The following is a 13,294-nucleotide window of genomic DNA, read 5'->3' as shown; positions in this document are numbered from 1 at the left end:
TGTGAAGCAGGAGCCGCTTATGTCAGATCAATCCCGTCCAACCGATGCGCCCCGTGAAGCATTGTCTGCACTGGTCGATGGTCAGGCTCGCCCTGATGAGTTGTCCCAGATCCTGCAGGCGTGGAAAGGCGATGCCGACACCCGTGCAGCGTGGCGTGATTACCAGTTCGTCGGCGACGTGATGCGTTCGGCCGAGCTGGCGCAGGGCACGGACAGCGATCGATTCTTGCAAAACTTTCGCGCCCGTCTGGCTGAAGAACCGGTGGTGCTGGCCCCGGCAGCGGCCCGTGCGCTTGAGCCTCGGGTCGAACCCCTTCCCCATGCGCCGGCCGCCGTGCCGGCGGTGGCCTTGCGCCGTCGCGCTTGGTTGGGCCCCGCGGCCGTGGCTGCAGGGTTCGTGATGGTGGTGGGGGCCATGGTGTCTGCCTTGGCGCCGATGTCCACGGTGCCGGCCGAGGCGCTGGCTTCCTCTGGACAGCGCATTCATCTGGCCTCGCAGGACGCCGATCCGTCCCTGGGTGTGACCGCCGCGGAGCCGATGGCTTCCGCGCTGGTCTCGACCGATGCACTGCTGCCTGCCCCCCAGGCCCTGCAAGCCGTGGCCGATGCCGGCAGCTCCTTCAGTCAGCCGGCGCGTGCTAGCGCCTTGCTCATCCGCGATCCCCGCCTGGATCACGCCCTGGGCATCCGGCGCGGTCTGGCGCCCCAAGACGCCTCCTTTGCGTCACCGCATTCGCTGACGCAGACCGTGGTGTTCGAGACCCCCTGACAGGTTTTCAGTGCCGCGCTGTCAACCGAATGCCCCGGCTTTACATTCATTGACCATCTTCCCGTGAACTGTCGGGTCCGCCGCGGATCCAGACAGTTCCGGTTTCTTTTGTTTGTGATTTCTCGATTCCACGAGGTGATTGCCCATGTCGGTTTCTCAGCAGTCTGCATCTTCCACGTCATCGGTGGTGCGCCGCACGCTCGTCGTCGGGGCCGTGGTGTCGGCGGTGGGGCTGGTTTTGAGTTCGAGTCTGTTCCCGCATCCATCGCAGGCACAGCAGCCTGCCGCCACCCTGGCACCCGCCCCGGTGTCGGCGAGCACCGCCCCCGTGCTGGTCACGGGCTTGCCTGATTTCACCCAACTGGTCGAAAAGGTCGGTCCCTCCGTGGTCAGCATCCGCACCACACAACGTGTGGGCAACGACGACGGCGACGAATCGGCCGAGGCCGAAGCGCAGATGCGCGAATTCTTCCGTCGATTCTTCGGCACCCCCTTGCCGGAGCCGGATCAACGCCGTGGCACACCGCGCCAGGGTCAGGGCAACCAGGGTGAAGAACGCCCCCGGGGCCTGGGGTCGGGTTTCATCGTGAGCCAGGATGGCTATGTGCTGACCAATGCCCACGTGGTCGATGGCGCTGACGAGGTGTACGTCAACCTGACCGACAAGCGCGAGTTCAAAGCCAAGGTGGTGGGGGCTGACAAGCGCACCGACGTGGCCGTGCTCAAGATCGAAGCCAGCAAGCTGCCGGCGGCGGTGCAGGTGGGTGACGTCAACCGCCTGAAGGTGGGCGAGTGGGTGATGGCCATTGGCACCCCCTTTGGTCTGGAGAACACCGTGACCGCCGGCATCGTCAGTGCCAAGGCGCGCGACACGGGTGAAGAAATCCGCTTCATCCAGACCGACGTGGCCGTCAACCCCGGCAACTCGGGCGGTCCGCTGATCAACATGCGCGGCGAGGTGGTGGGCATCAACTCCCAGATCCTGAGCCGCTCGGGCGGTTTCATGGGCATTTCACTGTCCATCCCCATTGATGACGCCATGAAGGTGGCCGACCAGCTGCGCGCCAGCGGCAAGGTGACGCGTGGCCGCATCGGCGTGTCGATCGCGCCGGTGACCAAGGACGTGGCCGAGTCCATCGGTCTGGGCAAGGCCGTGGGCGCCCTGGTCCAAGGCGTCGAGCCGGGCACACCTGCCGACAAGGCCGGCCTGGAGGCGGGTGACATCATCACCCAGTTCAATGGCAGCACCATCGAGAACGTGGGCGATCTGCCGCGCCTGGTGGCCGCCACCAAGCCAGGGACCACGTCCACCCTGAAGGTCTTCCGTCGTGGCGCCTACAAGGATCTGAAGGTGACGGTGGCCGAGCTGGACGCACCCACTTCGGCGGCAGCGAAGGCGGAATCCGCCAAGTTGGCCGCCAATGCCTTGGGCTTGAACCTGGTGGACCTGAATGCGGCCCAAAAGCGCGAGTTGCGCCAGAGCGGTGGCGTGCTGGTGGAAAAGGCGCAAGGGCCGGCAGCCCGAGCCGGCTTGCGCCCCGGTGACGTGATCTTGTCGGTGGCCAATGTGCTGGTGGCCGATGTGAAGCAGTTCGAGGCAACCCTGGCCAAGATCGACAAGTCGCGTCCCGTCAGTGTGCTGGTTCGCCGCGGTGAGTGGGCACAGTACGTGGTCATTCGTCCTACTCCCTGACCTGACTTTTCGCATGCTGGCAAATGCCAGCCAGACCCTGGGCAGTGCCCCCGCACGGCTCAGGGTCTTGTCTTTCCACTGTACGGCCGAGGCAGGTGGCGGGCACGCCGGGATCGGGACGATGTCTGCTGTTGATAACTCGCCGGAGGGTCGGGCGGATTGTGGCTACAATCGCGGCTCTGGCGCACCCCCTTCAGACTGCAGCCCGCATGGTTGCGGCTTGTCCACAACGGCTTGTTGATAAGTTGTGAATTGTCGAGGCGGGGGGTCCGCAACGATCTTGTCGGGGGCTGTGACGCGGCTTTCTCGAGATGGGCATTCGATACAATGAGGGCCCAACAAGCAGTTGCCATACGTTTTTGTTGGAAGGCGCGTCGCACTTTTGCACGTGCCTTTTTTTTATGAATCACATCCGTAATTTCTCGATCATCGCGCACATCGACCATGGGAAATCCACCCTGGCCGACCGCATCATTCAACGCTGTGGTGGTTTGAGTGACCGTGAGATGGAAGCGCAGGTGCTCGACTCGATGGACATCGAGAAAGAGCGCGGCATCACCATCAAGGCGCAGACCGCTGCGCTGGAATACAAGGCACGCGACGGCAAGGTCTACAACCTCAACCTGATCGACACCCCGGGCCACGTCGACTTCTCCTACGAAGTCAGCCGCTCGCTGTCGGCGTGCGAGGGCGCGCTGCTGGTGGTGGACGCCAGCCAGGGCGTGGAAGCCCAGACCGTGGCCAACTGCTACACCGCGCTCGATTTAGGCGTGGAAGTGGTGCCCGTTCTCAACAAGATGGACCTGCCGCAGGCCGATCCGGACAGTGCCAAGGCCGAGATCGAAGACGTCATCGGCATCGACGCCACGGATGCCATTCCCTGCTCGGCCAAGACCGGCATGGGCGTGGAAGACATCCTCGAAGCGGTGGTGGCCCGCATGCCGCCTCCCAAAGGCAACCCCGATGGCCCCTTGCGCGCCATGATCATCGATGCGTGGTTCGACAACTACGTGGGCGTGGTCATGCTGGTGCGTGTGGTGGACGGCCAGTTGAAGAAGGGCGAGCGCATCCGCCTGATGGCCACCAACTCGGTGTACCCGGCCGAGCACCTCGGCGTGTTCAGCCCCAAGGCGACCGATCGCCCGGCGCTGAAGGCGGGTGAAGTGGGCTTCGTGATCTGCGGGATCAAGGAGTTGGCCGCTGCCAAGGTGGGCGACACCATCACCATCGACAAGAAACTGCCTAACAACGAAGGTCCGGCCAGCGAAGCCTTGCCGGGCTTCAAGGAAATCCAGCCTCAGGTGTTCGCGGGCCTGTACCCCAGCGAGTCGAGCGAGTACGACCAGCTGCGCGATGCGCTGGAAAAGCTCAAGCTCAACGACAGCTCGCTGCACTACGAGCCGGAAGTCTCGCAGGCGCTGGGTTTTGGCTTCCGCTGCGGCTTCTTGGGTTTGCTGCACATGGAAATCGTGCAGGAGCGCCTGGAGCGCGAGTTCGACCAGGATCTGGTCACCACGGCCCCCAGCGTGGTCTACGAAGTCGAGATGAACGACGGCGAAATCGTCACGGTGGACAACCCCTCGAAGATGCCTGAGGTGGCCCGCATCAAGGAGATCCGCGAGCCCATCGTCACGGTGCACCTGTTCATGCCGCAGGACTATGTCGGCCCGGTCATGACGCTGGCCAACCTGAAGCGCGGCGTGCAGTTGAACATGGCCTACCACGGCCGCCAGGTCATGCTGACCTACGAAATGCCGTTGGCCGAAATCGTGCTGGACTTCTTCGACAAGCTCAAGTCGGTGTCGCGCGGCTACGCCTCGATGGACTACGAGTTCAAGGAGTACCGTGCGGCCGACGTGGTCAAGGTGGACCTGCTGATCAACGGCGACCGCGTCGATGCCTTGTCCATCATCGTGCACCGGGCTCAGTCACAGTACCGCGGTCGGGCGGTGGCGGCCAAGATGCGCGAGCAGATCCCGCGTCAGATGTACGACGTGGCGATTCAGGCGGCCATCGGTGGCAACATCATTGCGCGGGAGAACATCAAGGCCCTGCGCAAGAACGTGCTGGCAAAATGCTATGGCGGTGATGTGAGCCGTAAGCGCAAGTTGCTCGAAAAACAAAAGGCCGGCAAGAAACGCATGAAGCAAATCGGTTCCGTCGAGGTGCCGCAAGAAGCTTTCCTGGCCATTTTGCAAGTGGACGATTGATGAGTTTGATCACGGGTGTGTTGTATGCGGTGCTGATCGCATACCTGGGCGGCTGGTATACCGGTCAGTGGCAAGGCAACTTTTCGTTGTTGTTGTTCCTGATGACGGTGGTCACGCTGGTGTATTGGCTGGCCGAGCGCTACAAGTTCAAGCCGGCCCGTGAGGCGGCGGCCGCGGCTTTGCAGGAGCAGGACCATGCGCGCCGCGCGCAACTGGCGGCCCAGGGCATCACCCAGGTCGATGGTGATGTGGCCGTGGCGCGTGAGCGCCTGCTGATGCAGCCCTGGTGGCTGGACTGGACAGCCGGTCTGTTCCCGGTCATCTGCGCCGTGTTCCTGATGCGCTCCTTCCTGTTCGAGCCCTTCAAGATCCCCTCGGGCTCCATGATCCCGACGCTGATGGTGGGTGACCTCATCCTGGTCAACAAATTCCACTATGGCGTGCGCCTGCCCGTCATCAACAAGAAGGTTGTGGCCAACAACGATCCCAAGCGGGGCGATGTGATCGTCTTCCGCTACCCGGTCAACCCGAGCCTGGACTACATCAAGCGTGTGGTGGGCGTGCCGGGCGATGAGGTGGCATACATCAACAAGCAACTGACGATCAATGGCAAGCCCGTGGCGCAAGCGCCGCTGCCCGAGTTCTACGACCCGGACAGCCTGCGCTACGCCCTGCAATACACCGAACAGCTCGACGGCCAGCCGCACCGCATCCTGGTCGACAAGGACCGTCCGCCCTATGTGCCGCCCCAGGCCATCGAAGATTTTCCTTTCAAGGAAAACTGCCGATACAGTGGGGAAGGTGTGGTGTGCAAGGTGCCGGCCGGTCACTATTTCATGATGGGTGACAACCGCGACAACTCTCAGGACTCACGTTTCTGGGGTTTTGTGCCTGATGAGTACATCGTGGGCAAGGCCTTTGTGATCTGGATGAATTTCGGCGATATCAAGCGCATCGGCTTTTTTCATTGATTCAAGATTGAGAGGATGACCGTCATGTTTCGTACTTCCACTTCTGCTCGCCGTCAGTCGGGTGTCACGCTGATCGGGCTGCTCTTTTGGGCGGTGTTGCTCTCGTCGGTGGCGCTGGTGGCGATGAAGGTCTTCCCGGCCGTGACCGAGTACCGCACCATCCTCTCCATGGTCAACAAGATCGCCAATTCGGGCGGGAGCACCGTGCCGGAAATCCGCTCGGCATTCGAGCGGGCGTCCTCGGTCGAGTATGGCGTCACGTCCATCACGTCCAAGGATCTGGAAGTCACCAAGGAAGACGACAAGGTGGTCATCCGCTTTGCGTACGACAAGGAAATTCCCCTGTTCGAGCCGGTGTACCTGCTGATCAAGTTTGAAGGCCGCTCGCGTTGAGCGTGACTTCAGTGCTCAGCTGAAACCGGTTTGCGGGCCTGATCATCAGGCCCGATTTGCTTTTGGGCCTCGCGGCCTTGTTCTCTTTTCTGCTCTGTCATGTCTCGTCTCTTGTCGCCTGCTTTGCAGGCTTTGCAGCAACGCCTGGGGCATGTGTTTGCCGACGCGGGCCTGCTTTCCCGTGCGGTCACGCACAAGAGCTTCGGGGCCGACCACTACGAGCGCCTGGAGTTCCTGGGAGACGCGGTGCTGAGCCTGGGCGTGTCGGCGCTGCTGTACCGGCGCTTTGACCGCAGCGACGAAGGCGACCTGACCCGTGTGCGCGCCCATCTGGTTCGCCAGGACACCCTGCACCAGTTGGCCCTGCAACTGAGCCTGCCCGAGGTCATGCGCCTGAGCGAGGGCGAGGCCAAGGGCGGCGGCGCGCAACGCGCGTCCATCCTGGCCGATGCGCTGGAAGCCATCATTGGCGCGGTCTATCTGGACGCGGGCTTCGATGCCGCACGCGATCTGGTGCTGCGCCTGTTCGAACCACTGGTGGCCGACTCCACCATGGAGGTCTGGCGCAAGGATGCCAAGACTGGCTTGCAGGAATGGTTGCAGGCGCGCAAGATGGCGGTGCCCACCTACCGCATCGAGGCCACGCGCGGCAAGGCGCATGAGCAGACCTTTGTGGTGGCCTGTGACCTGCCGGAGCTGTCCTTGAGCATGCAGGCCGAGGGTCTCTCGCGCCGCACCGCCGAGCAAGCCGCCGCCGAGTTGATGATGGCGCATCTGCAGTCCTTGCCAGCCAAATCCTTGCCCAAGGGCAAACCGACCCCGACGGTCGTGGTCAAAAAATCCCGCAAGCCCCAACTGGGCTGAGCCCCTATTTTCGAGAGTTGTCACGCCCCATGTCCAAGAAACCCGCTGCACCTACGTCGGCCCCTGCGGCCACCGATGAGCTCAATCCGTCGCTGGATGCCATGCTGTCCACTTTGAGCATGGCGCGCAAGGGTGGCGACGCTGCTCAAGCCGCTGCAGGCGAGACACAGCGCTGCGGCCTGATCGCCATCGTCGGGCGGCCGAATGTGGGCAAGTCCACCTTGCTCAACGCCCTGGTGGGACAGAAGGTGTCCATCACCTCGCGCAAGGCCCAGACCACGCGCCATCGCATCACCGGCATCCGCTCCGACGGCGACACCCAGTTCGTGTTCGTCGACACGCCCGGCTTCCAGACCCGCCACACGGTGCGCGGCACCGCGGCGCTCAACCGCAACCTGAACAAGACGGTGCAGGCCACGCTGTCCGATGTGGACGTGGTGCTGTTCCTGGTCGAAGCTGGCCGCTACGGCCCGGACGATGCTCAGGTGCTGGCCATGTTGCCCAAGGACAAGCCCGTCATCCTCGTGGCCAATAAGCTGGACATGGTGAACCGCCGAGAGGACCTGTTCCCTTGGTTGCAGACCATGCAGGGGCATCATCCGTTTGCCGAGTTCATCCCGCTCACGGCCACCAAGGACGACGACGCCAAGCGCCTGGCCGATGTGGTGCGCCGCTATCTGCCCGAGCAGGGCTGGTGGTATGACGCCGAGGCGCTCACCGACCGTACCGACCGGTTCATGGTCAGCGAGATGATCCGCGAAAAGCTGTTCCGCCTCACCGGTGACGAGCTGCCGTACACCTCCACCGTGGTCATCGACTCCTACAAGGAAGAGCCGCCGCTGCCCGGCAAGCCCAAGTCGACCGGCCTGGTGCGCGTGGCCGCCACCATCATCGTCGAGCGCGAGCAGCACAAGGGCATGATCATTGGTGACAAGGGCGAAAAGCTCAAGCGTATCGGCACCGAGGCGCGCACCGAGTTGGAGCGCCTGATCGGCACCAAGGTCTTCTTGGAGATCTGGGTGAAGGTGCGCTCGGGTTGGGCCGACGACGATGCCCGCCTGCGCACCTACGGCTACGAGTAAAGCCGCCCTGCACCTGCCATGGCCCGCGCTGCCTCGCGCCCCGGCACTGCCGCGTACGTGCTGCACAGTCACGACTGGAGCGAGTCCAGTCTGATTCTGGAGCTGTTCACGCGCGACCACGGCCGGGTGGTGGCCGTCGCCAAGGGCGCCAAGCGACCGTATTCGCAACTGCGGCCGGTGCTGATGCCGTTTCAGCGTCTGGTTGTGAGCTTTGGCGTCAAGCGTTCGGAAGATGCCGAGGTGTGGCTGCTGCGTCAGGCCGAATGGGCCGGTGGGCCGGCGTGGCCGGGCGGCGCGGCCTTGCTGCCGGGCTTCTACCTCAACGAGTTGCTGATGCGCCTGATGGTGCGGCATGACCCGCACCCGGCGCTGTTTGACGCCTACGCCCAGACCTTGCAGGCCATGGCCGATCCGACGCTGCTGCAGGCTGCCTTGCGGGCTTTCGAGCTGATCCTGTTGCGCCAACTGGGGCACCTGCCCGACCTGTCGACGCAGAGCGTCAATGGCCAGGGTGTGCTCGCAGGGCAGGGCTATGAGGTTCACCCGGAGCTGGGCGTGCTGGCAGCCCGCTGGGTGGGCGAGCCGGGGGCCGGACCGGTGGTGCTCGATGGGGCAGTGCTGGCCCAGATGGAGGCCGCGCTGTCTTGTCCGCTGCGCCAGCCCGAGGCCTTGACCATGCACTCGGACGCGATCCCCAGCCCGGCCTTGCCCACCGCGGTGCCGTCCTTGATGGCGGCCTGCATGCCGGCCTTGTCCGAACTCAAGGCGCTGCTGCGCTCACTGATTCACTATCATCTCGGTTCCCAGACGCTGCGCACGCGCCAGCTCATGATGGAACTCCAACAATCATGACCTTCTCCGGCTCTCAACTGACCGCTCTGGATGCCCCTTTGCTGGGCGTCAACATCGACCACGTCGCAACACTGCGCAATGCGCGCGGCGGGCGTTTCCCGGACCCAGTGGCGGCGGCCTTGCTGGCCGTCGAGGGTGGGGCTGACATCATCACCTTCCACCTGCGTGAAGACCGCCGTCACATCCGCGACGACGACGTCGTGCGCCTGAAAGAGGCCATTGCCGTGCCGCTGAACTTCGAGGCGGCGGTGACCGACGAGATGCTGGACATCATCGAGCGTACGGCGCCGGAACATGTCTGCCTGGTGCCTGAGCGTCGTCAGGAAGTCACCACCGAAGGCGGGCTGGATGTCGCCGGTCAGTTCAATCGCCTGCAGAGCGCCTGTGCGCGTCTGGCCGCCGCCGGCAGCCGGGTGTCCTTGTTCATCGGCGCCGATCCGGTGCAGATCGAAGCCGCAGCCAAGGCCGGCGCTCCGTGTGTCGAGTTGCACACCGGTCCGTTGGCCAATGCCTGGTGGGATGGCGATCAGGCGGGCGTGCAGCGTGAACTCGCGCGCATTCAGGAAGGCCTGCGCTTTGCACGCAGCCTGGGCCTGCGCACCCACGCCGGTCATGGTTTGGCCCTGTCGCAAAGCGAGCCGGGGCAGGCCACTCACGTCAGCAGCACGGCGCTGGTCGCCGCCTTGCCTGACGTGGCCGAGCTGCACATTGGCCACGCCCTCATCGGCCACGCCGTGTTCGTCGGCTTGCGCCAGGCCATTGCCGATTTCAAGGCCGAGGCCATCCGTGCTCGCCGCGCATCGGCCGCCTGAACACACGCCGCCTGACGCCCCATGATCGCCGGCATCGGAACAGACCTGTGTGACGTGCGCCGCATCGAGGCGGCCGTGTCGCGCCTGGGCGACCGTTTTGCCCATCGCATTCTGGGCGAGGCAGAGCAACAGGTGTATGCCGAGCGCCGTCAGGCCCATGCCCAGCGCGCCGGGCGCTATCTGGCCAGTCGCTTTGCTGCCAAAGAGGCCTTTGCCAAGGCCATTGGCCTGGGGGTGCGTCACCCCATGAACTGGCATGATTGCCAGGTCGTCAACGACGAACGGGGACAGCCCCGGTTTCAACTCAGTGGTGAGCTCGCCAGCTGGTTTGCCAGCCGGTCCTGGTGCGCGCACCTTTCCCTGTCGGACGAGGGCGATCACGCCCTGGCCTTCGTGGTCATCGATCTCCTACCTTCTGCAACATGAGCACCTCCAAGCGATCCAAGCCCGTCACCGCCGCACAAGCCGTCCCTGACGATTACGAGGCCGTGGCCCATGCCCCGGTGGTGCTCGACATCGAAGGCCTGACCCTCAATGGTGATGACCGTCGCCGCCTGGCCCATCCGCTCACTGGCGGCCTGATCCTGTTTGCGCGCAACTGGGCGTCGCGCGCGCAACTCACGGCCCTGTGTGCCGAGATCAAGGCCATCCGGCCCGACGTGCTGATCTGCGTGGACCACGAAGGCGGTCGCGTGCAGCGCTTCAAGACCGACGGCTTCACCCATGTGCCCGAGATGCGCAGCCTGGGCGAGATGTGGATGAACGACGGCAAAGGCGGGGAGGGCGCGGGCGCCATGCGGGCCACCGACGCGGCCACCGCCTGTGGCTATGTGCTGGCCAGCGAACTGCGCTCCTGCGGGGTCGACCTGACCTTCACCCCCGTGCTGGACCTCGACTGGGGCGAAAGCGGCGTGATCGGCGACCGCGCCTTCCACCGCGACCCACGCGTGGTGACGGTGCTGGCCAAGAGCGTGATGCACGGCCTGCTGCTGGCGGGCATGGCCAACTGCGGCAAGCATTTCCCGGGACACGGGTTCGTCAAGGCCGACTCGCACGTGGACGTGCCGGTGGACAAGCGCAGTCTCAAGGCCCTCCTGGCCGACGATGCCAAGCCCTACGAGTGGATGAGCACCTCACTGACCAGCGTGATGCCGGCCCATGTCATCTACCCGAAGGTGGACAGCCTGCCCGCCGGTTTTTCGCCACGCTGGCTGCAAGACATCCTGCGCGGCCAGATGGGCTTCACCGGTGCCATCTTCAGCGATGACCTGAGCATGGAAGGCGCCAGCGTGGCCGGCAACCACACCCAGGGCGCCATCGCCGCCCTGAACGCTGGATGCGACATGGTGCTGCTGTGCAACCAGTCGCTCAACGGCGGCAAAGCCGTGGATGACTTGCTGGATGGCCTGACGAATGCCCTGGCCCGTGGCGAGTGGGAGCTGAGCCCCGACAGCGAGGCGCGTCGCCTCGACCTGCTGCCGCAGACCGCTCCCTTCCCCTGGGACGAGTTGATGCACCTGCCACAGTACCAGCAGGCGCTGGCTAAGCTGCCGCGCTGAGCGCGCGGCCGGAGTGGGCGAGGGCGGCCTCAGTGGTCGCCGTTGGCGTACATCGCGTCGATCAAGGCGCGTTGTCGCTCCATCACCACCTTGCGCTTGACCTTCAGGGTGGGTGTCAGCTCGCCTTTTTCCACCGTGAGGGTGGTCGGCATGATGGTGAACTTGCGGACCTGACACACGCGGGTCAGCTTGGCATTGACCCGGTCGATCTCGGCCTGCACCTCTTCGAGCACCTTCGGATGCGTGTGCAGAGTGGCCGTGCTTGGCAACTTGGCGCTCTGGGCAAAGGCCGCCAGGGCGGCCGCATCCAGCGTCACCAGGGCCGTGAGGTAGTTGTGACCATCGCCGCACACCACAGCATGCTCGATCAGGTGGGTGTCCATCAGCGAGGCTTCGATGTTGCCCGGTGAGATGTTCTTGCCACCCGAGGTGATGATCAGGTCTTTCTTGCGACCGGTGATGTAGACGTAGCCGTCGGCATCCACCCGCCCCAGATCGCCTGTGAGCAGCCAGTCGCCTTGCATGGTCTCGGCGGTCGCCTCAGGCTGGCCCATATAGCCCTTGAAGACGTTGGGGCCGCGCACGAGCAACTCGCCGTCCTCGGCCACCTTGATCTCCATGCCCGGAATCACCTTGCCGACCGAGCCCATGCGGGTGGCACCGTCGAGGTTCATCGTGGAGGGGCCGCTGACCTCGGACTGGCCATAGAGCTCACGCACAACCAGGTCCAGGCCGGTGAAGAACTGCAGGCTCTCCGGGGCAATGGGGGCCGCGCCCGAGCTCAGGATGCGGGCATGCTGAAAGCCCAGGGCCTCGTGCACCTTGCGGTAGATGAGGCGCTTGGCCAGGGCCTTCTGCCAGGACAGCAAGGGCCCCACAGGCTGCCCGGCCAGATCGCGTGCATGCCAGTCACGCCCCACCCGCAGTGCCCAGCGTGCCATGTGGGCCTTGAAGCCGGTGGCGCCGGCCAGTTTGGTCTCGATGGCCGCCTGCATCTTCTCCCACACACGCGGCACCCCGAAGAACACCGTGGGCTTGACCTCCTTCAGGTGGTCGCCCAGCGACTCCATGCTGCTGGCGTAATACAGCTGAAAGCCCGCATGGGCCTGGTTGTGCATACTGCCCATCTGCTCGGCGGCGTGGGCCATGGGCAGGTAGGAGATCAGCCGCTCGTTCTCGTCGGCCTCGCAGATCTTGACCATGGTCGTGGCCATCCACCACAGATTGCCCTGGCTAAGCGCCACCGCCTTGGACGGGCCCGTGGTCCCGGAGGTGTAGATCAGGGTGCCGATGTCATCGGGGCCCAACTCGGCCATGCGTGCGTCCAGCACTTCGTCCGATACGGACTGGGAGGTAGCCAGGAAGCCCGACCAGGGCAGCTGTGGCAGCGAACAGTCCGCATTGCCAGGCTCGGACTTGAACATCACCACCTGACGCAGATCGGGGATGCGGTCCGCGCAAGCCTGCACGCTGGCCAGGCGGTCGTGGTTCTCCACCATCAGCACCTTGGCTTTGGAATGGTTGAGCACGTAGGCCACGTCGTCGACGGAACTGGTCCAGTAGATGCCAGCGGGCTTGGCGCCGATCGACATGGCCGCAAAGGCCGTGACGGCCCATTCGGGACGGTTGAAACTCAGGATGGCGACCGCGTCACCGCGTTGCACCCCCAGGCCGATCAGCGCCCGTGCAGCCTGACGCACCTGCTGACCGTAGTCGCGCCAGGAGGTGCCCTCCCAGCGCTCGGCGCCACGCACGAAGTAAGCCGGGCGATCTCCCAGTCGGGCAGCGGTGCGCTGCAGCGTCACCGGAGGTGGGACAAAGCCCGCCATGGGATCCATCCCGACACTCGCCTTTGCGGCTGATGCAGTTGCCTGTCGCATGGTCGGTGAGTGAGATGAAATCGAATCGGAACGGGCCACGCAGGTCTCCTATGGTTTTGTTCATTAAAATCCATGGTGACGTATACGTCAATCATCTATCCAATAGGTAAAACCCTTTGCTTGAGCCGCATTGAGGAAGCCCCAAAGAAAAAGCCCGGCCAAGGCCGGGCTTCGTGTGAGCAGGGTGGTCAGCCCTGTCGGTTCTCTTT

The 13,294-nt window shown here is 64.3% G+C and carries 12 protein-coding genes; 11 read left to right on the top strand and 1 reads right to left on the bottom strand.

Going from position 1 to position 13,294, the window contains the following annotated elements:
• Positions 1–19 precede the first annotated feature (19 nt).
• From AC3WW4_RS11695 to nagZ, 11 genes are all read left to right on the top strand, one after another.
• The gene (locus AC3WW4_RS11695) at positions 20–769 is read left to right on the top strand and encodes a sigma-E factor negative regulatory protein (RefSeq protein ID WP_488828621.1); all 750 of its coding nucleotides are present in this window, start codon (positions 20–22) and stop codon (positions 767–769) included.
• A gap of 145 nt (positions 770–914) precedes the next feature.
• The gene (locus tag AC3WW4_RS11690) at positions 915–2,462 is read left to right on the top strand and encodes a DegQ family serine endoprotease (protein WP_488828619.1); all 1,548 of its coding nucleotides are present in this window, start codon (positions 915–917) and stop codon (positions 2,460–2,462) included.
• A gap of 401 nt (positions 2,463–2,863) precedes the next feature.
• Positions 2,864–4,672: a translation elongation factor 4 gene (gene lepA, locus AC3WW4_RS11685; RefSeq protein WP_488828617.1), complete on the top strand. Its 1,809-nt coding sequence runs from the start codon at positions 2,864–2,866 to the stop codon at positions 4,670–4,672.
• A complete protein-coding gene (gene lepB / locus AC3WW4_RS11680) occupies positions 4,672–5,643 on the top strand; it encodes a signal peptidase I (RefSeq protein ID WP_488828616.1) in 972 nt (323 codons plus the stop codon). The genes lepA and lepB overlap by 1 nt, the downstream gene beginning before the upstream one ends.
• A gap of 24 nt (positions 5,644–5,667) precedes the next feature.
• Positions 5,668–6,036, top strand: a complete 369-nt coding sequence (locus AC3WW4_RS11675) for a DUF4845 domain-containing protein (RefSeq protein WP_488828614.1) — start codon at positions 5,668–5,670, stop codon at positions 6,034–6,036.
• Between the two features lie 99 nt (positions 6,037–6,135).
• Positions 6,136–6,900 carry a ribonuclease III gene (gene rnc / locus AC3WW4_RS11670; RefSeq protein WP_488828612.1) on the top strand — a complete coding sequence of 255 codons (765 nt, stop codon included), beginning with the start codon at positions 6,136–6,138 and terminating at the stop codon, positions 6,898–6,900.
• A 29-nt stretch (positions 6,901–6,929) separates the two neighbouring features.
• Entirely contained in the window at positions 6,930–7,982 is a 1,053-nt protein-coding gene (gene era, locus AC3WW4_RS11665) for a GTPase Era (RefSeq protein WP_488828610.1), read from the top strand.
• 18 nt (positions 7,983–8,000) lie between these two features.
• Positions 8,001–8,834 carry a DNA repair protein RecO gene (gene recO / locus AC3WW4_RS11660; RefSeq protein ID WP_488828609.1) on the top strand — a complete coding sequence of 278 codons (834 nt, stop codon included), beginning with the start codon at positions 8,001–8,003 and terminating at the stop codon, positions 8,832–8,834.
• Positions 8,831–9,646 (top strand): pyridoxine 5'-phosphate synthase, encoded by an 816-nt coding sequence (locus tag AC3WW4_RS11655; RefSeq protein ID WP_488828607.1) that lies wholly within the window; start codon positions 8,831–8,833, stop codon positions 9,644–9,646. Before recO ends, AC3WW4_RS11655 begins: the two co-directional genes overlap by 4 nt.
• A gap of 21 nt (positions 9,647–9,667) precedes the next feature.
• A complete protein-coding gene (gene acpS / locus AC3WW4_RS11650; protein ID WP_488828606.1) occupies positions 9,668–10,072 on the top strand; it encodes a holo-ACP synthase in 405 nt (134 codons plus the stop codon).
• Positions 10,069–11,205 (top strand): beta-N-acetylhexosaminidase, encoded by a 1,137-nt coding sequence (nagZ, locus tag AC3WW4_RS11645; protein ID WP_488828605.1) that lies wholly within the window; start codon positions 10,069–10,071, stop codon positions 11,203–11,205. Before acpS ends, nagZ begins: the two co-directional genes overlap by 4 nt.
• Before the next feature lie 29 nt (positions 11,206–11,234).
• Here the strand turns inward: nagZ and AC3WW4_RS11640 are convergent, their stop codons facing one another.
• Entirely contained in the window at positions 11,235–13,034 is a 1,800-nt protein-coding gene (locus tag AC3WW4_RS11640; protein ID WP_488828603.1) for an AMP-dependent synthetase/ligase, read from the bottom strand.
• Positions 13,035–13,294: the final 260 nt, after the last annotated feature.

Source organism: Aquabacterium sp. TM01, assembly GCF_057808345.1.
Note: the sequence above shows the minus strand (reverse complement) of the source record. Positions and strands in the feature narration are given on the sequence as shown.

Excerpts from the sequence above, each read along its gene's own strand:
- nagZ (WP_488828605.1), top strand. The coding sequence starts at position 10,069 with ATGAGCACCTCCAAGCGATCCAAGCCCGTCACCGCCGCACAAGCCGTC.
- era (WP_488828610.1), top strand. The coding sequence starts at position 6,930 with ATGTCCAAGAAACCCGCTGCACCTACGTCGGCCCCTGCGGCCACCGAT.
- lepA (WP_488828617.1), top strand. The coding sequence starts at position 2,864 with ATGAATCACATCCGTAATTTCTCGATCATCGCGCACATCGACCATGGG.
- AC3WW4_RS11640 (WP_488828603.1), bottom strand. The coding sequence starts at position 13,034 with ATGGCGGGCTTTGTCCCACCTCCGGTGACGCTGCAGCGCACCGCTGCC.
- lepB (WP_488828616.1), top strand. The coding sequence starts at position 4,672 with ATGAGTTTGATCACGGGTGTGTTGTATGCGGTGCTGATCGCATACCTG.
- recO (WP_488828609.1), top strand. The coding sequence starts at position 8,001 with ATGGCCCGCGCTGCCTCGCGCCCCGGCACTGCCGCGTACGTGCTGCAC.
- AC3WW4_RS11675 (WP_488828614.1), top strand. The coding sequence starts at position 5,668 with ATGTTTCGTACTTCCACTTCTGCTCGCCGTCAGTCGGGTGTCACGCTG.
- acpS (WP_488828606.1), top strand. The coding sequence starts at position 9,668 with ATGATCGCCGGCATCGGAACAGACCTGTGTGACGTGCGCCGCATCGAG.
- AC3WW4_RS11655 (WP_488828607.1), top strand. The coding sequence starts at position 8,831 with ATGACCTTCTCCGGCTCTCAACTGACCGCTCTGGATGCCCCTTTGCTG.
- rnc (WP_488828612.1), top strand. The coding sequence starts at position 6,136 with ATGTCTCGTCTCTTGTCGCCTGCTTTGCAGGCTTTGCAGCAACGCCTG.
- AC3WW4_RS11690 (WP_488828619.1), top strand. The coding sequence starts at position 915 with ATGTCGGTTTCTCAGCAGTCTGCATCTTCCACGTCATCGGTGGTGCGC.
- AC3WW4_RS11695 (WP_488828621.1), top strand. The coding sequence starts at position 20 with ATGTCAGATCAATCCCGTCCAACCGATGCGCCCCGTGAAGCATTGTCT.